The organism is Algoriphagus algorifonticola (assembly GCF_007655305.1).
Taxonomy (GTDB): Bacteria; Bacteroidota; Bacteroidia; order Cytophagales; family Cyclobacteriaceae; genus Algoriphagus; species Algoriphagus algorifonticola.
Genome location: NZ_VLOG01000030.1, coordinates 19,359 through 39,562 on the forward strand (window position 1 = coordinate 19,359; position 20,204 = coordinate 39,562).

General features: G+C 35.8%; 16 protein-coding genes. All 16 read right to left on the reverse strand.

Translation table 11 applies throughout. The features are described from left to right. Window positions 1–4: 4 nt before the first annotated feature. The 16 genes from FL972_RS06665 to FL972_RS06740 all read right to left on the reverse strand — a co-directional run bounded on the left by FL972_RS06665 (window position 5) and on the right by FL972_RS06740 (window position 19,917). Window positions 5–1,273 (reverse strand): O-antigen polymerase, encoded by a 1,269-nt coding sequence (locus FL972_RS06665; protein ID WP_144604276.1) that lies wholly within the window; start codon window positions 1,271–1,273, stop codon window positions 5–7. Next, window positions 1,263–2,582, reverse strand: coding sequence for a hypothetical protein (locus FL972_RS06670; protein WP_144604277.1), 1,320 nt, complete (start codon window positions 2,580–2,582; stop codon window positions 1,263–1,265). The genes FL972_RS06665 and FL972_RS06670 overlap by 11 nt, the downstream gene beginning before the upstream one ends. Next, window positions 2,579–3,622, reverse strand: coding sequence for a pseudaminic acid synthase (gene pseI, locus FL972_RS06675; RefSeq protein WP_144604278.1), 1,044 nt, complete (start codon window positions 3,620–3,622; stop codon window positions 2,579–2,581). Before pseI ends, FL972_RS06670 begins: the two co-directional genes overlap by 4 nt. Then, on the reverse strand, window positions 3,606–4,628 hold the full coding sequence (locus FL972_RS06680) for a GNAT family N-acetyltransferase (RefSeq protein WP_144604279.1): 1,023 nt from the start codon (window positions 4,626–4,628) through the stop codon (window positions 3,606–3,608). Before FL972_RS06680 ends, pseI begins: the two co-directional genes overlap by 17 nt. Further along, on the reverse strand, window positions 4,629–5,936 hold the full coding sequence (locus tag FL972_RS19385; RefSeq protein WP_222116009.1) for an aminotransferase class III-fold pyridoxal phosphate-dependent enzyme: 1,308 nt from the start codon (window positions 5,934–5,936) through the stop codon (window positions 4,629–4,631). A gap of 2 nt (window positions 5,937–5,938) precedes the next feature. Next, the gene (locus FL972_RS19390; protein WP_186300034.1) at window positions 5,939–6,709 is read right to left on the reverse strand and encodes a cytidylyltransferase domain-containing protein; all 771 of its coding nucleotides are present in this window, start codon (window positions 6,707–6,709) and stop codon (window positions 5,939–5,941) included. Continuing rightward, the gene (locus tag FL972_RS06690) at window positions 6,697–7,566 is read right to left on the reverse strand and encodes an aldo/keto reductase (protein WP_144604280.1); all 870 of its coding nucleotides are present in this window, start codon (window positions 7,564–7,566) and stop codon (window positions 6,697–6,699) included. The genes FL972_RS19390 and FL972_RS06690 overlap by 13 nt, the downstream gene beginning before the upstream one ends. Further along, the gene (locus FL972_RS06695; protein ID WP_144604281.1) at window positions 7,559–8,101 is read right to left on the reverse strand and encodes a GNAT family N-acetyltransferase; all 543 of its coding nucleotides are present in this window, start codon (window positions 8,099–8,101) and stop codon (window positions 7,559–7,561) included. Before FL972_RS06695 ends, FL972_RS06690 begins: the two co-directional genes overlap by 8 nt. Further along, window positions 8,091–9,299, reverse strand: coding sequence for a UDP-4-amino-4,6-dideoxy-N-acetyl-beta-L-altrosamine transaminase (gene pseC, locus FL972_RS06700; protein WP_144604282.1), 1,209 nt, complete (start codon window positions 9,297–9,299; stop codon window positions 8,091–8,093). Before pseC ends, FL972_RS06695 begins: the two co-directional genes overlap by 11 nt. Before the next feature lie 4 nt (window positions 9,300–9,303). Further along, on the reverse strand, window positions 9,304–10,314 hold the full coding sequence (gene pseB, locus FL972_RS06705; protein ID WP_144604283.1) for a UDP-N-acetylglucosamine 4,6-dehydratase (inverting): 1,011 nt from the start codon (window positions 10,312–10,314) through the stop codon (window positions 9,304–9,306). A 379-nt stretch (window positions 10,315–10,693) separates the two neighbouring features. Then, window positions 10,694–11,692, reverse strand: a complete 999-nt coding sequence (locus FL972_RS06715; protein WP_144604284.1) for a mannose-1-phosphate guanylyltransferase — start codon at window positions 11,690–11,692, stop codon at window positions 10,694–10,696. 79 nt (window positions 11,693–11,771) lie between these two features. Then, window positions 11,772–12,158: a four helix bundle protein gene (locus tag FL972_RS06720; protein ID WP_144604285.1), complete on the reverse strand. Its 387-nt coding sequence runs from the start codon at window positions 12,156–12,158 to the stop codon at window positions 11,772–11,774. 439 nt (window positions 12,159–12,597) lie between these two features. Beyond that, window positions 12,598–13,203 (reverse strand): hypothetical protein, encoded by a 606-nt coding sequence (locus FL972_RS06725; protein ID WP_144604286.1) that lies wholly within the window; start codon window positions 13,201–13,203, stop codon window positions 12,598–12,600. Between the two features lie 208 nt (window positions 13,204–13,411). Further along, entirely contained in the window at window positions 13,412–14,689 is a 1,278-nt protein-coding gene (locus FL972_RS06730; protein WP_144604287.1) for a hypothetical protein, read from the reverse strand. A gap of 1,970 nt (window positions 14,690–16,659) precedes the next feature. After that, the gene (locus tag FL972_RS06735; RefSeq protein ID WP_144604288.1) at window positions 16,660–19,104 is read right to left on the reverse strand and encodes a GumC family protein; all 2,445 of its coding nucleotides are present in this window, start codon (window positions 19,102–19,104) and stop codon (window positions 16,660–16,662) included. Window positions 19,105–19,107: 3 nt separating this feature from the next. Next, window positions 19,108–19,917 (reverse strand): polysaccharide biosynthesis/export family protein, encoded by an 810-nt coding sequence (locus FL972_RS06740; protein ID WP_144604289.1) that lies wholly within the window; start codon window positions 19,915–19,917, stop codon window positions 19,108–19,110. Window positions 19,918–20,204: the final 287 nt, after the last annotated feature.

Here is a 20,204-nt window from a genome sequence, read left to right on the forward strand (position 1 = left end):
TTTCTCATACAATCTTTATTTTTGAAATAATATAAAATAGTACTATTGATGTCAATATAAATATACCTCCTGCACCGTTGATAAAATTAAATACAGGAGAAAATGCAATAACAATAAAAAAATAAAAATAAAGAATAATAGCCCAATCATAGCCACTTTTTGCTTTGTTATAAATTACTTTAACTATCATACCAAACAATAGCATGAATAACAATGAAAACCATCCAAAGTCGATAAATATTGGACCAAAAAAAGTATTAAATACTCCAGGCCTAGGACTCAATTGCTCTAGATTTTTTGAATCAAAATTTCTACCTGTTACTTTATGCAAAAAACGCGAATAAATAGCAAAAGTATAACTCCCTAATGCATAATCATTTTTGTAATTATCATAAAGATATGAAAACTCAATCATACCATGGGTAAAGTATTGCGTAGTAGTTAAATAAGTAAAGACTAAACTTTGAGTAGTAGGATTCAGGTTGCTAAAAGTATTTTTAAAGGAGTTGCTCGATGTAACTGTATAATTAATGTTAGATTGGTTTAAAACAAGGTCATATGTATTTTCACCAGCAAAAATTTTTGTTCTTTCCACAAAAATGAAATTCATCATCAGCATAAAGGAAAGAATTACCATAACTATACCAAGCCCCTTTAATAAAGTAATTTTAATTTTTTGAAAATAAAATAAATATAAACCAAGAAGAATAAACAAAACAAAGATTATCGAACGAGACCCCAATAAGACTGCATCAAAAATTTGCGCGAAAAATAAAATGAATGCAATTATTTTTACTATCCAATTAGTTGAAATTTTATGCTTCCAAAGTAAAAAAATCGGTATTATACCTAAAGGGGTTAAGAAAGATGATAAAATAGCGATGTAGTTTCCTCCCGCTGCCTCCATAATTTCTCTATTCTCGAAATAATTTGAACTTGAACTGATTCCGCGAATTATAAACCTATCGGTTAGTTTAAGGGCTAATCCTAAAATTGCTAAATACAAAATAAGGAAAAATAATCTCCTCAGATTATTCGCACTTTTGGAAGTACGAAAACCAATTTTATCCTTAACTAGGGCAACTCCAAGTATAAATGATAGAATGCAACAAAAAAGAAAAACATACGCAGTTCCATTTAGTTCAATATTTACAACAAGAGGAGAAAACAAAAACAAAATCGCCCATATAATAAAAGCAAACGCCATTACCTTTGACGGATGTAACCGATTTAAAAAATTCACATTATGATCCTCGTAAAAATTAGAATCCATATAATACCTTGGTATAAGCCGTTTTAAGTTTAGTCAAATTACGGGCATCTTTTAAATAATGTGAGTTATGCAGTCCATCTCCATTAGTTCCTTCAAAACTTGTTTGCATCAGCTCTTGCAAGTATGCCACTTTTTCCTCGCTGGACATCTTAGGGAACCCCCCTTTTTTTATTTGATCAAAAATAGGCTGCATGGATTCATCAGCTTTCAAATGATAACAGTTTTTTTGTCTCGTATGTAATGCTTCTCCAAGCATAATTACAGGCATGTTATCAAATACACATTCAATTGCAATAGTTCCTGTAACTGTAACAACGACATCTGTAATTAACCAAACATCTGCCATTTTAGAGCTATGTTTAAGTACTATAATTCGTTCAGAATTTGACTTGACTAGGTCTAATAATTCCTTTGAGATTTCATACTTCGATTTAGGGTTTGGTTTCAATAAAAGTTTATCGGAACCCTTTAAATCATTTAAGATTCGCTGAATGACTTGTGTTTGATTATTGTTCGGGTAGCCCCAAACATCAATATTTGCTTCGGGCTGCATTTGCATGGCATATAGCACATGAAAGCCTTTCTTAATCTTAGTTGTGTCAACTGCTATTTCTTCCCACCTGAGTACGTTTTTAGCATAATGGGAATTAATCTTACGTTTAACAAATGGAGAAGGAGTATTGTACCGCTCTCCCAAGTAATAAGAAAGTGACAACCGTAATTTGTCTTTAAGCCAATCTAAGCCTGTTAATTTATAGCGCAATACCGTCATGTAATCTGGAAGTGCTTGACGTGCTTGGATTGCTTCAACAGTTTTCAGAGCCATGTCATTTGAAAGCAAATCTTTAGATCCTTTATAAGGCACTTGGGTATCGTACAAATAAAATGAGAATCGATTATTAGGATACCGAGTTGTTGAGGGATTTAAATATAATATACTTCTTCTCTTACAGGCATTTATTACCAGCAACTCATGAAATAAAGTAGCTTCGCCAAAGGCTAAGTCAGGCATAATCACATCTAAGGCCTTCTCAATTTCCTTTTCATACCAAAAAATAAAATTATCAGATTGAATTCCAAAATAATTCATTCCCCTATTTCCATTAATTATTTTTTGAATTTCTGGAGTATAAATTTTTTCAAGTCTTTTCTTTTTAGGAAACGGTAAAACAGTTACATTTTTAAATGAAGGTTTAAATATGGGGTTCTGAACAATCCAAAATATTTCATGCCCCTCCTTTTCATATTCTTTAGCAATAACTTCCCAAAGCCCCGTTTTATAACGGTTCTCTACAAATAGAATTTTCATTTATTATTAACAAAACTTAAATCCATTCGAGCACCATTCTCTAATGATTTTGTAACCTTTTTGCCCAAAATATCAGTTAAATGTTTGGGATGTAAACCAAAACCCGGTCTAATACTTCTAACATTTTCCTCTGTAATCACTCCTCCTTCATTTATATCCTTCACCACATACAGAGACCTAGAAAAATCCTTTCCTTTTTTCTGTTTTTCGGTCAGATTGTAATTAACAACACCAATAGCTTTCTCTGCTTCCCTAACAGCCTTTACCATTTCAGCAAATTCAAGTTCAGTCATCGAAAAAGATGCATCAGGACCACCTATAGTACGATCCAGAATAAAATGTTTCTCTATAATTTTTGCACCAAAGCACGTAGATACCACCGGAACCGTACTGCCCATAGTATGGTCTGATAGCCCAGTTATTACTCTATACCTTTCTGCCATGTCTTTTACCATCACCATATTGGCTTCTTCGATTGGGGCAGGATAACTTGAAGTACATTTTAAAAGCGCAACATCACGATTACCCATTCGATAGCAGGCATCCAATGCCAATTCAATATCTTCTTGGGTTGCTATCCCTGTTGATATTATCACTGGTTTTCCTTTTGACGCTACATATTCAATCAAAGGAATATCAGTGATTTCAAATGAAGCAATTTTGTAAGCAGGTGCATTCAGGTTTTCAAGAAAGTCCACTGCTGTTTTATCAAAGGGAGAACTGAAACAGACAAGTCCCTCTTCTTTAGCTACATTAAACAAAGTTTCGTGCCATTCCCAAGGGGTATAAGCCTCCTGATATAATTGATACAGATTTTTGCCTTCCCAAATAGTCCCTTTGATTATGAAATCCTCTTTGTCGCTATCAATGGTAATAGTATCTGCTGTGTAAGTCTGGAATTTGATGGCATCTGCTCCAGCCCTTTTTGCGGCTTTGATGGTTTCAATAGCAGTCTCTAGACTGCCGTTATGGTTTGCTGAAAGCTCTGCTATAATAAAAACCGGGGAGGTTCTATCTATTTTACTATTTCCTACCTGCATGATTTATTTTCATTCTAAATTCTAAAACATCTTTTTCTAGCTCAATTTTATCAAATCCTAATTTTTCAAATATCTTAATGGAAGCTATATTCTCCTTTTTTACAAGACCTTTGATAGATTTAATATCTTTTCTTTCCTTCTGCAAACCTAAAACAGATAGTTCAAGTAACTTCGTTCCTAAACCCTTCCCAGTTTGATTTGGAGCTACAAGATAGCTGATCAAACCTTCTTCTCCTTTTACGTCATACCTGATTGAACCCACAGGTTCACCTTCACTGATCAATAATTTGAAAATACAGTTTTGGTCTTTTATTTTTTCAGCAAACCACTCGGAATGTTCTTCCAAGGGGATAAATCCCTTTTTGAATGCATATCGCCTTGTTTGAGGATGATTGGTCCAGGTATAGGTAATTTCTAGATCTTCTAAAGCTGCATTCCTTAAGTAAAATCTACTGGTTGTTTTGGAATGAAGGATCACATCAATATAATTACCCTCAAAGAAACAATGTTCCTTTAGCCTTGCCTCCCTTTCATATCCTGATTTTTCCAATACAACATAAAGCCTCGGCCTTAAATCAAAAGCATAAGTAAAAATCTTATGAAGCTGAAGTTCTTCAAATGCAACTTTTTCAATCAAAGTCAAATAAGTCTGCCAATGAAAAGAGAAAAAATCCTTTTCCAAAGCAGTATCCATGATAAAGGATATCTCTGCATTTTTATCTATCCAATTGATATGGACTAATCCTCCATAACCGATGCATTTTTCACCCTCTAGGTACGAAAATAAAATCTGATTAGGTCTTTCCTGGTCAAAAAGTTTAGCAATCACATTCTCAAAATATGCATCCTGATCCGCTTCCGTCAAGAGTCTATTCTGGCGCAGATGGTAAATCTGTTCATTACGCCATTTCATGATGGCATATTTATCCTCTTCTCGGATAGGTACCAGTGAATATTGGTCTATATTAAAAGTTTGATTTGTAAGAACCCTATAAAAGAAACTCATTTAATTCAGTCTTTTGAATCCAGAATGACAAACCGGACCTTCCAATAAGTCATTAATATTTAGATCCCCCTTTATACACTTTGATATAGAATTATATACATCATTCAAACTGTCAAAATATTGATCAAAATACCTATCCTCATGAACAGTGGCAGCATAAAAATTAGTACTCGCCAGAAAGCCTTTCTTCAGCATTTCTTGCGTCAGAAAAGTTTTAAACTTCAAACCATCTTCATACTTAAATGTGTAAGTAGATAGTGAAGGTATCCCTGAAATCTGAATATCAATAGTGTGATTTTCAGCCAGTTCTATCCATCCTTGTTGCATTTTTTTTCCTTTTTCAGTAATAATTTCCCAAGATTTTAATTTCTCCATAACTTCAAGGGTCTTTAATGCTGCCGCGGGACCAATCCTTTCTGTCCAAAATGTGCTACTGATAAAGGTTTTTTGGGCCGCTTCCATTACAGAACGCCTACCGACAACAGCCGTTAGGGCATAACCATTTCCAATAGTTTTTCCATACATGGCAAGATCCGGTTCTACACCGTATTTTTTATATATACCTCCGAAAGTTTCCCTAAATCCAGAAGTACATTCATCAAAAATTAAAACTATTTTCTCCCTGTTAGCTAAATCACGAACTTTTTTCAAAAAATCATTTTCTGGCCCAAAATTTCGGACAACTTCCATTTTGATAACCCCAATTCGGTTATCCCTTACAATTTTTTCAAGTTCCTCGATATTATTATAATGGAAAGGAAATACTGTATTTTTTAAATTCTTTGGTACCCCTGCTGGCTCTAAACCCGGTAACAAATGTCCTGACAAACCATCTCCATCATTATGATTGGTAGAAAGATACCAGTCATGCCAACCATGATAACCGCATATCGCCACTTGATCTCTTCCTGATGCTGCCCTTGCTATCCGGATGGCAATAGCATTAGCCTCACCTCCACTACGAGCATATCTTACCATGTCTGCCCAAGGATTTATTTCAACTAATCTTTCGGCCAAATAAACTTCCTCAGGACAAGAAAGCGTACTCATATTACCCTTTCTGATAGTTTCTAAGACAGCCCCATCGACCTCTTCATGTCCGTAGCCTAGCGTATTAGTCCCAATTCCCATTATGGACATATCTATATAACTGTTCCCATCCAAATCAATCACCTTACATCCTTTAGCTTCAGAAAAATAGGAAGGCCATAAATCAGGTAAAAACATTTCCGGCCTCTTTGAAAGCAACATTGTTCCTCCAGGAATAAGTTGTTTCGCTTTTTTATAAAGTTCTTGTCCAGTTCCCACGGTTATTTTATTTTCTCGTTATCCAAAGATTTTATATACCCTTCATTTCGTTGGATATCCTGATTTTTGAATTCATTAATATGATGTATTATATAATTTGTATAATCCAACCAAGAAGCTTCAAATCCTAGAGTTGCAATAAGAGTTTCAATTCCTTCTAAATCCTTAGGTTCATCAACGGTCATACGGATATGATTGTAATTTGAAGGTGCTGATAGATGAACAGCCTTAAAAATGTTGCCTCCCTTTAAATTTGAATTATTTCTGATGTAAGGAGTTACGTGTTCACGTTCAGAAATCAACTTGGCTTCTTTCCATGCCTTTTCCAAAGCACGAAAATTAAAAACTTCAACATCCTGACCATCAGGAAATTCCTCAATCAAAATATTTGCTCCATAATCAGCTTGATTTTGAATAGTCAATTCTATCACTTCATCGATGATATTGGAGTCTATAAGCGGGCAATCCGAAGTTACTCTTACCACATAGTTCGGCGCATATGGTAAAGCTGCTTGATAGAACCTATCCAGTACATCGTTCAAATCCCCTTGATAAAAATCTACACCTGATTGATTGCTGATTTCAATAATTTGACCTACTCCTTCTTCCTTGGTAGTAGCTACAACCCAATCAGTTACTTTTTTAGACATTTTTACTCTTTGCAGATGTAGCCCTAGCAATGTCGTGTTTCCCAAGATTTTTGTAACTTTCTTGGGAAATCTAGTACTTCCAATCCTAGCCTGAGTTATCAGTAAAATTTTTAAAGATTCCATATTGAAGGATTTAAAAGAGAAGCTTCAGTTACAAAAATTTCATCTATTGCATTTAGTGCCGAAGGTGGAACTTTTGACTCAATTTTTTTTAAGTTAATATTTAACTGATCGACAGAATCCACACCAACCAAAACACAGTCAATATATTGCTTTGAAAGCGCATATTGAATGGCCAATGTAGAGAAATCCAATGAAAAGTGTTCTGCAATAGATTCTAAGTCATTCAGATATCTAACCAACGGATTAAGTTTCAAAGGAATTCTGTCCTTTTTCATAAAAAAAAGCCCCTGTAAAAAAACTGACCTTGTATGAATTTCTAAATTTTTACTTTTCAGTTCTTTTAGAATTTCACCCCTTTGCTGTTCATTGTCCAAAACATTAAATGGAACTTGCACTAAGTCAAAAATTTCTTTTTCTGCAATCTCTTTCATCTGGGCATTAGTGTAAAGAGATATACCCAATTTCTTGTATTTTTTTCCTTTAAGCTCCAAAAGAGAATTTATTTCTTCTTTTTTTGTCGATTTAAAATCTTCAAAACTGTGAAACATCACAGCATCTACTTGATCTATTTTCAAATTGTGTAGTGATTTTTCAAGCGAGTGGATTGGAGTTAAATTTTGTTTTAAATTGAATTTTGTGATAATCCTGAAGTTTTTTTCTTTATTGATACTGAGATAATCTCCTATTCTTTCTTCGGAATTTCCGTAAGCTGCTGCTGTATCAAGAACAGTTAAATTGGATGCGTAGGCTAGATCAAGTATTTTAAACACTTCTTCTTTACTCATTTTGCCCGAAGTATTGTTTATCCCGTAATCTAAACCAAATTGGACCGTGCCCAAAATAATTTTATTACTCATAACTAGGGTTAAAAATAGCCATTCTTAAAATATCATCGTATCCTTTCTTTGTTATTACATGTTTGATGTATCTACCTTCTTCTACAAAACCCAAATTTTTATACAATTTTATGGCTGATATATTCTCGCTGTAAACCCCCAAATTAATTTTTCTCAAGTTTAAAGGAACTGAAAAACAGTATGAAATAACAAGTTGAGATGCCTCTTTTGCAAATCCTTTTCCCCATTCTGCCTTGTCTCCCATCATGATCCCATACTCCCCATATTTATGCTTTAAATTAACGGGGTCAATTTTTATATTTCCTATATGTTTATTGGTGCTCTTTAAATGTATTGCCCAAAACAATATGGGATATTTTTCAATTTGGGTTAAAAATTCTTTTAGTTTTTCAATTGTATAATCTCCGCCCGTTTCTAAATAAGCAATAATTTCAGGATCATTCATCCACTTGACATAGTCAATACTGAGATGTTCCAAACCTAGCGGCATTAACTTCAGTCTCTCCGACTCCAAATAGGGCGCACTATTTGCCATAGAAATGGATAATTGTTTTTATTACAAATTCCTGTTCTTCGTTGGTTAAAGTTGGATACATAGGCAGACTGATACAGTTTTTATAATACTGCTCTGCATTGGGCATATCTCCTTCCTCCCATCCAAACTGTCTGTAATAAGGCATTAAATGAACAGGGATATAATGGATCTGGGCGAAAATATTTTGTTCTCTAAGGTACTGGTAAAGACTTAATCTGTTTTCAACTTCAATTATGTACAGATGGTAGGCATGGCCATCTACTACTCCTGATTGACTTTTGATAAAAGGTTGACCTTGAAAAACCTCATGATATTTTTTTGCTATTTCCTTTCTTCTTACCAAACCTTCGTCTGCTCTCTTTAATTGGCTTAAACCTAAAGCCGCTTGAAAATCAGTCAATCGATAGTTATAGCCAAGTTCCTGCATTTCCATATACCAGGCTGGGAATGCAGAATTATGAGAGGCTAATGAAAAATTATCTTTTCCCCTTGCGAATTCAAGTGAGTTTTGGAATAAAGATTCATCTCTCGTGATTCCGTGGGTGCGAAGCATCAAAAGTTTTTTGTAAAGGTTCTCATCGTTGGTAGTAATCATGCCTCCCTCGCCTGAAGCGATGTGTTTGACAGGATGAAATGAAAAAATTGCCAATTCTGCAAACTTACCATTCCCGCAATGCTGTTTTTGCCCCTTACTATCTATAAAATATCCCCCAGGAGAATGACAGGAATCTTGGATAATCCATAAGCCAAACTCATCAGCCAGTTCTCTAAAAGCCTCTAAATCTACTGCTCTACCTGCAAAATCAACCGGAATAATGCCTTGATAAGTACCTTTTGGTGAAGCTTCCAATAACTTTCTTACTGAATGAATATCCAGCAAATAGGTCTCTGGATCAATATCAGCAAAAACTACCTCACCTCCGCAATAGCGGACACAATTGGCTGAAGCAGCAAAAGTAATTGGAGCAGTGATTACTTTATCGCCAGGCTTTACTCCCAAAGCTAAAGCATTTAAGTGTAAGGCTGCTGTGCCATTGGATACCGCAATAGCATATCTGGAACCGACATAGCTTGCAAAAGCATCTTCAAACTCTTTGATTTTAGGACCTTGCGTCAGATAATCTGATTTCAAAGTTTCTATTACAGCCAGAATATCATCCTCCGTAATATGCTGCCTTCCGTAGGGTATAGGGTTCATCAGATCAATATTCAAAAGTTGAATCAACGTGTTCTTTGATAAGCGATCGAAGTGAGTCTACTGTTTCCCATTCTTCGTTATCCCCTGAATTATATGCAAATCCCTCCTTTACTTTAACCGCACCAAATTCCTTAATAAAATCTTCTAATTTGAACTTTGGTACAGCTGGAAGGATTGTGTAATATTTTCCCAGATCGTAGGTATAAAAAGAGTCTGAGGGAGTAATCATTTCTTCATGAACCTTTTCTCCCGGTCTTATTCCAACGATTTTCTGCTCACATTCTGGCCCTATAGCTTTCGCAACATCAGTAATTCGGTAAGATGGGATTTTGGGGACAAAAATTTCTCCTCCCCAAGCATGAAATAAAGCATGCATCACCATTTCTACTCCACCTTCTAGAGAGATATTAAACCGTGTCATGTTCGGATCTGTAATTGGTAGTACGCCTTCTTTTTTCTTGTTTATAAAAAATGGAATCACTGAACCGTTGGAGCCCATCACATTACCATATCGAACTACACTAAATCTAATTGGATTCCATCCTTTGATATTGTTAGCGGCTACAAAAAGCTTATCAGATGCCAATTTAGTGGCTCCATATAAATTAATTGGAGCACATGCTTTATCGGTTGAAAGAGCTACTACGCGCTCAACATTCGTCTGAAGGCAAGCGTCAACGACATTTCTTGCCCCATCGATGTTTGTTTTAACACATTCTTCAGGATTGTACTCCGCAATGGGAACATGCTTCATGGCAGCTGCATGAATTACAAAATTCACTTCTTTGAATGCTCGAATCAATCGCTCCTTATCCCGCACATCTCCAATAAAAAATCGAATTTGAGGAAATTCATTAGAAGGAAACTCTTGAGCCATTTGAAATTGCTTTTGCTCATCACGTGAAAAAATTATGATTTTTTTCACCTCTGGATGATTTGAAAGAATATGCTTCGTTAGTGCTTTTCCTAATGAACCAGTCCCTCCTGTAATTAAAATAGTTTTCCCTTGTAACATTATTAATATTCTAAATTATTTATCCCTTTTTAGGTTTTATTATGAAATGAAATTTTGAAAAATTTATTTTTGGCATTCAAATTTAAAGGACCCAAAAGTTTTATATGATGTTTTTTTCATTCAAATATACTCTATAAGTCTACCTCTTATACCTCACCGTTTTAAACTTCTCGGCAAATGCAGTGGCTAGAGGTAATCCTACATAGCCCAAACCGATGATGGCTATTTTGCTGTTTTCTAAGTTTTTTAACATCTAAAAAAGTGTTAGTAATTGGTAATTTGTTATTTTTTATCATTTTCTAGACTTCAATATTCACAGTTCAGGGTTCAAAGTTCATTTGCACCTCTGTAACGTTGATCTCTGAACACTGAACCTTTATCAATCCACTAAGCCCTGCTTCTCCTTCTCCAACCTCTCATACACCTTCTTTACATCCTGAGCTTTTTCCTTATTTAAAACCAAAATGGCATCCGCAGTGCAGATCAAAATACTATTAGACAGCCCCACAAACTCAGTATGTAATTCAGAACCAATTACCATATTTCCCATAGAATCTATCGGATAGCCCTGAGCTTGGTTGTATTCATAGATGGCCTCAAAACTTCCCATGTCTGACCAGTCGAAAGCAGAAGGAACCACCTTAATTTTGTCAGTTTTTTCCATCACTGCATAATCCACAGAGATAGATGGGATTTTCATAGATAGCTCCTCATTTAATTTCCCCTCTTCTATCTTTTGATAGGTAGTATAGGAGGTTTCGTAAACGCTAGGCTCCAACTTCTTCAATTCCTGCAAGAAAACTCCAGCTTGAAAACAAAACATTCCTGAGTTCCAGTAAAAATTTCCTTTTTGAATAAATTCCTCGGCAGTTGCCAAATCCGGCTTCTCTCTGAAGCTCCTTACTTCTTCCCCATCCGCTTCGATATATCCGAAACCTGTCTCAGGTTTGCTTGGCTTTAAGCCAAAGGTTACTATAAATCCATCCTTTGCCAGTGCTATAGCTCTCTGCACAGATTTTTTGTAAGACTCTTCTGATTCAATCAAATGGTCGGAAGGGGTAACAAAGAGTATATCTTCTGGATTGCAGGCAAATGCCGCAAAAGCAATTGCTGGTGCAGTATTCCTTGGGCAAGCCTCTATAATTTCTTTATAGGATTGAATCCCCGCTTCTTGCAAATCTTTTCGGGAAAGCTGGTAATTATCAATATTCCCCACCACCAAAACCGAATCACAAAACGCAGAATTCCTCAAGGCTGTCTTTTGAAACAAGGTTTTCCCATCAAAAATCGGAAGGTATTGCTTCGGTCTGGACTTTCTGGACAATGGCCAAAGTCGGGAACCGACACCGCCTGATAGAATGACGTTTATTACTGACATGAGGTTCTAGTTTGGGTTAATGCTTGGGCTTTTAAATAGTGGAGTTCAGGGTTCAATGTTCAAAAGAAAGTCTGCCTTCTTAAGAGAATTTGTTTCCCCTTTTATCTGAATTCCGTAAGTAAATTATCAAAGAATTTATTTTAGACCTAAGCCTTTCCGTTCTTTCTAAAATTTCTTCCAATTCCTCTTTACTAATATACTCATAATCAAAAGCGCGATAACCTTGTGAACGTGTTTCAGCATTTGAGCCTCTGGCTATGGATAGAAATTGAATAAACTCTTTATTTCCATCCCTATCAAAACCTTCAGCTACATTATCCATTACAGATCCAGAAGAACTATTTATTTGAGAGCTCAATTTATAATCTCTGGAAAATTCACTTTTTTTTGTAAAGCTTTTTATAAGTTTAGAAAGCTCTCTTGCCTCTTTCCAAATTTCTAAATCTTCAAAACGCGCTATTTTCAAGAAAAAATAATTTATGCTTTAACGACGACCTATTGAACTCTGAACCATGAACTTCTGAACCATCACTTCAAAAACTGGAGAGCTAAACATTTTTCAACTCGCGCATAAATCGATCAATTACTCAGTTAATCAATTACACAATTACTCACAATTGGGTACAGCTTCGCCCTTTCAGTCCCATTTTGAGATTGGTTTGGAGAAGAAAAAAGGCAGAGAATACTCGCAGCGCTTACATCTCTTTTTCCCGGATCTCAGAATGATCTTAGCAATATTTTTTACTGCAAAAATTAGCCGAAGCTAACAGTTTGGTTTTTTGGGTTTTATTGAAAAAAGGCCTCAAATTTTAAAATTTAAGGCTTTTTGTTGGTTTAGCTGATTCAAAGATAATCAAATGAGTAGTTTTAGTACTCATTTTTTGACTTAAATTTTCATCATTTTTTTAGTAGCTACTTTTTTGTTTTTCATCCATGTTTAATTCCTTGACTGCCATCATCAAATCCTGAAACAAAGACAAATTATCAATCTTCCAGATATGAGTTTGACCGAATTTATCCAAGAGCATATTGCTATTGTTTCCTAATTCCAGAAGAATTGCATAGGACGACAAATCCAAACTCATATGATTTGTCTTTATTTCTTCAGAGATTTTTTCAAACTCTTTGCCATAATCGTAAATCCGCAAAAAACTCAAAACACTTTCACCTTTCCAGATAAATTCATACAAGCTTTTTCTGGGAATAGTGGCGCTCATAGCTGTTCTTTTAACAATGAGTTCTTCTCTCCCTAACTTGGTTTTAGCTATAGAATTGGGAACAACAGCCTCTTTTTGGAAATGGCGATTCAGGATTTTTTGGGAAATCTCATCAAGCTGGAAATCCAGTCCTTTCACCTGTTTCAACTTGAAATTGAGCTCTTCCAACATGGTAAAGGGATCAAACACCAAAAGTTTTCCTTTGTATTTGAAATTTACCTGGTGATTTCTAATCAGGCGACCTTTGGATTTGTAGGAAATCCCTCCAGACCTGAAAAAATTAAAAATCTTCATAGCTAGGATTAAATAGTTTGGGTTAAATAGAATTGGGTAATAAAATTTCCTTATTTCAAGCAATCATCACAATTGAGATATTTCCCTTGAATGAGCGGTTTGAAGACCGAAGACCGAAGACCGAAGTTTCCGGATTCTGATCCACAAGGCAGATACCAAGCCCTATTTTTTTTATTTACAATCATAAAAGGGAATATGCATCTCAAACTTATTTGATTTCGTAAAGCAAGCAGCGTTTGTCTTCCGGGCTTCTTGTCCTATTAATCATCTTATAGCCCCTTTTTTCCTCAGCCTGGGTATTGATCTCCTTGATCAATCTGGATCGTTTGACCCTTTTGTTTTCCGGGTTAGGAATCTGATGAATATCAAAGAGCTCATCCAGTTCCTCTACTGTAAATCTTTTTCCTTTATTTTGATCTAAGATTTCTAAAAGGTTGGAACTTTCAGCGGAGCTGTAGGATTTTGAATAGCTTTCATTCTGTCCATGATCCTTTTCTTGACTTTGACCTGCCCTTACTGGAGCCGAGGAAGCTATTCGCTTTTTGAATACCGGAAATAAAACCAAGCCTATTAAAGAAATTGAAACAAGAGATATGATTACATAATCTTGTTTGATCCTATTGACCTCTTTGACACTGATTGGAAGAATTGAGGCTTTTCCTACGAATTTTGCCTTTGAGTAGAATTCATTCAAATCCCAAGTAATCGGGAAATTCTTATCATCCTGTAAGTAAACTTGGTTTCCATCTACCATAAAATAGGGCGAGTAGGTTAATGGATTATAATCCAACTCCTGAGGAAAAAACTTAAAGTTCAACTCGTTTTTGTCAAAAATTAAAAGCCCCTTGTTTTGCGAGGATGATTCAAAAGCATTGAAAGCCAAGAAATCCTGGGCGTCCAAAACACCTTCTTGGAAAATATAGTATGCGGCATTGGGATCAACCAATGACAGATTAAAATCAAAACCCAAATGCTTCCAAGCATTCGATTCGAAATCCAAGATGTAGCCCTGATTTTCGGGAAGTTGGTGAATATCTTTTCTTGGATTATTATGGAAACCAAGCAGAAGGAAGGCAGACTTTTCGGATACGCCAAGGAACCTAGAATTATAATTGACAGGTTGCTCTTTAACACTCGCCAATGACCATGAACCTAACCTTGGATCAAATTCAATTAAATCTGTGTGGCTATTCCAGAAACCATAGCCCCCGAGAAGAAAAGGGTTTCCTTCTTTTATTATAAGCCTGCTTTTGCAGGTGTAACCTACATTCTGAAATTGGTAAAGGTTTTTCCAGGAATTCTCTTCCCATCGATAAAGTTCCATCCTACAGCCGGCGAAAAGATAAGTACCTGAATCGCTCTTGAGAATTTGGAATTCCTCATCAATTCCCACAGGAATAGAATCTAACTGAAATACCATTTCCTGACTGAAATGAGGATCTAACTGTTCAAAATTAGTAATCTGATAAATTGCCTCAGGATTCAACCGTAAGGATTGAGCATGTAGACAAAAGAATGAACAGGAAAATAAGGTTAGGGATAAACAAAAAAGGAATCTCATTTTTTCAAATCTACGAACATGGATAACCAATGCTGAAACAAACCTAAAATGATAAATGATGGAAAAAAAGAAAATCTAGGTAAAAATCGTGTTAAACTATTGTATTTCATAGTTACATAATTGTTACATATATTGATTTTCAGTACATTCTCCCAAATCGGTAAAATTAGTTTTCCACCATTAATGAATTAAATATTCAAGTTTCTACTTGGAATTAGACAAGCATTTTGGATATAGTAAATTGAGGAATCTTTAAAATTCTTTAATACAATGAACTGGTTGAGTTTTCTAGGGTAAATACAATTTTAATAAAAATAAATGCAAATAAATTTTCAGGCATACAAATGTTATTAAACATACGATAAGTGTTAGGATTCATCATTTTTTTTGTTTTCAGGTTCCTCTTTTCTGCTTATGAAAGAAAAAAATTTCAATTCAATAAACCCTCCAAGGGTTAGTCAGCCAAGCGGTGGTAGTATTTTTATGATCGGGTCCTTGATTTGAAAAATCCCTTGGAGGGTTAAACCAGACCTTCTCCTCGAATCCACAACAAGAGTCAAGAGTAATTCCGAGGCCCTATCTTAGGGTTTTTAATCCGAAAAAATCTCAAAGTTGAATTTCGGTTCCTCGGAATTTGTAATTCCGAGGTCCTATCGTAGGATTTTTAATCCGATAATATCACATCTATGAATGGCTATTGAAAGGAAGAAACCCTCCAAGGGTTGGTTAGATATATGGTTTAGTTTTATTTTATTGACACCTTTACCAGAAAAATCCCTTGGAGGGTTGATTTAAGGCTCTCGATTGTCTTGCTGGCACAAAACCTCATTTCCATAGGGAGATCTCGGGCCAGCGCTGGGTAATTTTCGTTGGCGATTATATCCCTGGGTTTCACCCAGGGCTAATAAATTACGCTCCTTTGGAGCTTTTGATCCGAATTCGACCAAAGGTCTATCTTGCCGAAGGCATATCTTGATAATATCTTGAAAAATATCTTCTCTATTGCAATTCAAAAAATGCGTCGGGAATAAATATTTCGCCTTAGGCGTATTTCAATTTATTTCTACTGTATTTCAACTAAAATCCCCCTTGCCCCCTTTTACAAAGCTTTCGTCCTAAACCTTATTTACATTTTCAAAGGGGGAATTGACCCGTATCTCGCCGAAGGCATATCTTTTTTAATATCTTGAAAAATATCTTTTGGGAAAATCCCCCTTGCCCCCTTTTACAAAGCTTTCGTCCTAAACCTTATTTACATTTTCAAAGGGGGAATAGACCCGTATCTTGCCGCAGGCATATCTTGATAATATCTTGAAAAATATCTTCTGGAAAAATCCCCCTGACCCCCTTTGATTTTACACGTCTTCCCAACCTTGTGCAATATTCCAAAGGGGGAATTGACCCGTATCTTGCCGCAGGCATATCTTGAAAAATATCTTTAGATCTTATCTAGTTATTCCAATTATTTTGCCGAAGGCGTATTTCCATCTATTTCTATTGTATTTCTTTTCCTATTTCGCCTCAGGCGTATTTCTTCAGTATTTCAATGTATTCCATCCAAAATCCCCCTCACCCCCTTTCCAAAAGATCAAGTCCTAAATTGAGTTTACGCTTTCAATTGGGGAATTGACCCATATTTCGCCGAAGGCATATTTCTTCTATTTCTACTGTATTTCTTTTCTATTTCGCCGCAGGCATATTTCTTCTATTTCTATTGTATTTCTTTTTCTATTTCGCCGCAGGCATATTTCTTCTATTTCTACTGTATTTCTTTTCCTATTTCGCCGAAGGCATATTTCTATCTATTTCTATTGTATTTCTTTTTCTATTTCACCGCAGGCGTATTTCTAAATATTTCTACTGTATTTCCCTTTACAAAAGAACCGGTAAAAATATCAACCCCTTCTTCTTAAAGCCCTTTTCCACCAAGGAAGCGGGATCTCTTCATGGTATCCATAGGAATTGTTGCCATATCCGTAGCCATAGCCATAACCGTACCCATAGCCATATCCTTTGTCAATATGAACATCGTTCAGAATACCATACATCTTAGAAACTCCGCCTTTTTCTACCAGATTGTTAAGAATGGCCGTATTTCCTTTCATGGAGTAACCTTGACGGAATACAAAGAAATTGATGTCAGAATAAGCAAATAGCTCCTTGGTCTCCGATACAAGCCCTACTGGAGGACAGTCAAATACCACCACATCATATTCTTCCTTAATCTCTTTGATAATCTGACTGAATTTATCCTGTAAAAGCAATTCGGCAGGGTTTGGAGGTATTGGGCCAGAAAGGATCACATCCAAATCCTTATGTCCAGATGACTTAACCACTTCTCTCCAGTCTATATTGGTACTTAATGCAGTACTCATACCCTTATCATTCGGTAAGTTGAAATCCTCAGCGATTTTTGGCTTTCTCAAATCCAAACCTATCAAAATGGTCTTTTTACCCATCAAAGAGAAAACTGAAGCCATATTAATGGAAACAAAAGTTTTACCTTCACCTGAAATACTGGAAGTGAATAGAATAGTCAGTTTATCCTTGTTAGGACTCAAATAAGACATGTCTGCACGCAAGGATCGGAATGATTCTGTCACGGTCGATCTAGGGCTATTCAATACTGGAAGATTATCCTCAGTATTGCTTCTTCCAACCATCCCAATCAATGGCACCTTAATCTGATGTTCCAGTTCTTTAGGATCTTCTATTTTGGTATTGAGGAAGTCTTTAATCGTGATAAAACCGATTGGTAAAATCAAACCCAAAATCAATCCTATCAGTAAGTTCAGGCTAGTTTTGGGGGCTACAGGTTGCTGAGAAGCCTTAGCAAAATCCAAGATTTTATTCTTGGGCATATTGGATGCTTTGGTAATCTCTGCCTCAGCTTTTTTCTGCAACAAATACACATAAATATTTTCATTGATGGTGAACTGACGCTGGTAACCTAAGAGGTTTCTTTCAGTCTCCGGCAATGCATTGATATCTCTTTCAATGGATCGAATCCTCCCATTAAGGTCTGCTAATAAATTTTGGGTATTCCGGATTGCAGAATTCACGTTCTCCATCAATGCCTTGGAAGTACTTTCAATTCTGGCATTGATATCCCTCACCTGTGGGGTTTGATCTGAAAAATTAGCGGTGATTCGAACTCTGTCGGCCTGTAATTCGGAAAGATTTTGCACCAAAGCGCTCAACAGAGGGTCATTCGCACCAATAATGGACGGAGCTACCAAATCCCCCACCTGATTATTACCTAAATAGGATTTGAGGGTTTGATAATATTTCAGATTCAATTCAGCCTGGCTCCTCTCCTGCTCTAAGTCATTTAGTCTTTCAAAAATGATAGAACCTTCCTGAGATAGATTGAAAATCTTATTCTTGGATCTATAATCCTGCAATTGCTTTTCAGAAAACTGCAAAGAATCTGTTATTCCGCTTAATTGTTGCTCAATAAATCGAATCGTATTTTCTGAAGCCTGATTTTTCTCTTCCAGCTCCCGCTCCAAATACTTATCCATGAGGGTATTGATGTAATTTTCTCCCAACCTCCTCAAAGGTGTTTCCAAGCTTAGCGTAAGAATTGAAGCTTGCTTATTTAAGGGGTTAACCTGAAGATCATTCTTCATTTTCAAAGCAAGTGAAGGCGTATCAATCATTTTGAAAAAGAATACCTCACCAGGCAATGCTGAAATTTGACTTATTTTAAACTCATAATATTCCCCTTGAATATTTTCTCCAAAAGAATATATGGATTTAGGCAATTCGAACCCTTCAAAATTACTTTTGTAGAATGGGTCTTTGGGCTGAAAAACGGAAAATTGATCATCCTCTACTGAAAGTTCGAAACTGGATTCATCTATAACCTCCAGTCTAAACATTCCACCTACAAGCTGTGGTTTGGTCCAGTCAACAGAGACATAAACAGGAACATTTCCATAAACTTGGGTAACTTTTAAAAAGCCTTCTTTATAATAAGAAACATTCAAATCCATTTGTGATACAGCGCTTTCTGCCAAAGAATAGGATTTGATGATTCCTGTTTCATTATCTATATTACTCTTTCCTTGAATTCCCAAACCAGCGGATTCAAAAAGGTCAGCACCTAGCGTCGGTTTATCATCTACCACCAAAACGGTAGATTCCACTTTGTAAATAGGTGTAGTGTATCTATTGAATAAAAAAGCCACTAAAACACCTAAAAAAGCGAAAATGACAATAAGTGGCCAATAGGTCAAATAATTAAACAGTAGAGCTTTAAGATCTATTTCATCTTCCTGCTGAACCAAAAATGGATTGGGGTTGGGATTGTTTCCTTGAACTTGATTAGGATACATAGCTTAACGCGTAAAGGTATTGATCAAAAGAACTGCAACTGTGATAGCAGAAATAATTAAGGATAAAGATTGGGCCGCATTTTCACCGGCACCCACTTCCCTTACTTTCATAGGCTCCACATATAATTGATCATTCGGTTGAATAAAATAAAAAGGAGACTGAATAATTCCTCTATCGTTTAAATTGATTCGATGAAGCTTGGTGCCTTCAGGGTACTGTCTAATCAATAAAACTTCATCTCTTTTTGCTACCGTCGTCAAATCGCCGGCATTGGCGATTGCTTCAAAAATCGTCATTCTGTCCTGCAAAACCACAAATTTACCAGGTCTTCTAAACTCCCCTAAGGCAGAGTAGCGAATCCCACCGAGCTTGACTTTTACATACAACTCATTTTTGAGAAACTCTCTCAATTTGCTTTCAATGATGACTCTGGCTTCATCAATGGTTTTATCTTTTACCTGGACTTCACCGATAATTGGAAGCCTGATAAAACCATTTTTATCTACTGTATAACCCGTCATGTAATAAATATCGCCACCTGATTGTGCAGCCATTTGCATTTGGTTATTTCCAGCAACAACTTTATTACCAAAACCAGATTGAAGCATATCTTCTGCTGTTTGAATATTGACATCAATAATATCATTGTATTGAAGTCTATATTCAGGAATTTCATAGGAGATCAATTCTCCTTCATTGATAGGTTGATTGTTTTCAAGATTTTGAAGGTAAATAACCTTTTCATTGGAAACGCAGCTGATTGCTGCAAAAAAAACCAGGGCATAAACTACCCACGCTCCTATCTTCCGCATATACTTTTTATTAATGGACAGATGTAAAATCAAAGGGCAAACATAGCCAAAATCCCAAAAAATATTACTCTAATTTGGTAGAATAAACTAAAATTAAACCTAACTGCGCTTGCTGCTCGAGGTTTGCAATCTCGAGCTCCTATCGTAGGATTTTTAATCCGAAAAAAAATAAAAATTAAATTCACTAAGCTGCTCGAGATTTGCAATCTCGAGCTCTTATCGTAGTAGGATTTGCAATCCGAACTGAACAGAGCATCGTCCTGTCTTGCTGGCAAAAAACCTCTTTT

What these genes read in the sequence shown, in the direction of transcription:
- FL972_RS06670 (WP_144604277.1), bottom strand. Translation starts at nt 2,582, where the DNA reads ATGAAAATTCTATTTGTAGAGAACCGTTATAAAACGGGGCTTTGGGAA.
- pseB (WP_144604283.1), bottom strand. Translation starts at nt 10,314, where the DNA reads ATGTTACAAGGGAAAACTATTTTAATTACAGGAGGGACTGGTTCATTA.
- FL972_RS06715 (WP_144604284.1), bottom strand. Translation starts at nt 11,692, where the DNA reads ATGTCAGTAATAAACGTCATTCTATCAGGCGGTGTCGGTTCCCGACTT.
- FL972_RS06665 (WP_144604276.1), bottom strand. Translation starts at nt 1,273, where the DNA reads ATGGATTCTAATTTTTACGAGGATCATAATGTGAATTTTTTAAATCGG.
- pseC (WP_144604282.1), bottom strand. Translation starts at nt 9,299, where the DNA reads ATGAACCCTATACCCTACGGAAGGCAGCATATTACGGAGGATGATATT.
- pseI (WP_144604278.1), bottom strand. Translation starts at nt 3,622, where the DNA reads ATGCAGGTAGGAAATAGTAAAATAGATAGAACCTCCCCGGTTTTTATT.
- FL972_RS06740 (WP_144604289.1), bottom strand. Translation starts at nt 19,917, where the DNA reads ATGCGGAAGATAGGAGCGTGGGTAGTTTATGCCCTGGTTTTTTTTGCA.
- FL972_RS06725 (WP_144604286.1), bottom strand. Translation starts at nt 13,203, where the DNA reads ATGAAGATTTTTAATTTTTTCAGGTCTGGAGGGATTTCCTACAAATCC.
- FL972_RS06680 (WP_144604279.1), bottom strand. Translation starts at nt 4,628, where the DNA reads ATGAGTTTCTTTTATAGGGTTCTTACAAATCAAACTTTTAATATAGAC.
- FL972_RS06735 (WP_144604288.1), bottom strand. Translation starts at nt 19,104, where the DNA reads ATGTATCCTAATCAAGTTCAAGGAAACAATCCCAACCCCAATCCATTT.
- FL972_RS06690 (WP_144604280.1), bottom strand. Translation starts at nt 7,566, where the DNA reads ATGAGTAATAAAATTATTTTGGGCACGGTCCAATTTGGTTTAGATTAC.
- FL972_RS19390 (WP_186300034.1), bottom strand. Translation starts at nt 6,709, where the DNA reads ATGGAATCTTTAAAAATTTTACTGATAACTCAGGCTAGGATTGGAAGT.
- FL972_RS06695 (WP_144604281.1), bottom strand. Translation starts at nt 8,101, where the DNA reads ATGGCAAATAGTGCGCCCTATTTGGAGTCGGAGAGACTGAAGTTAATG.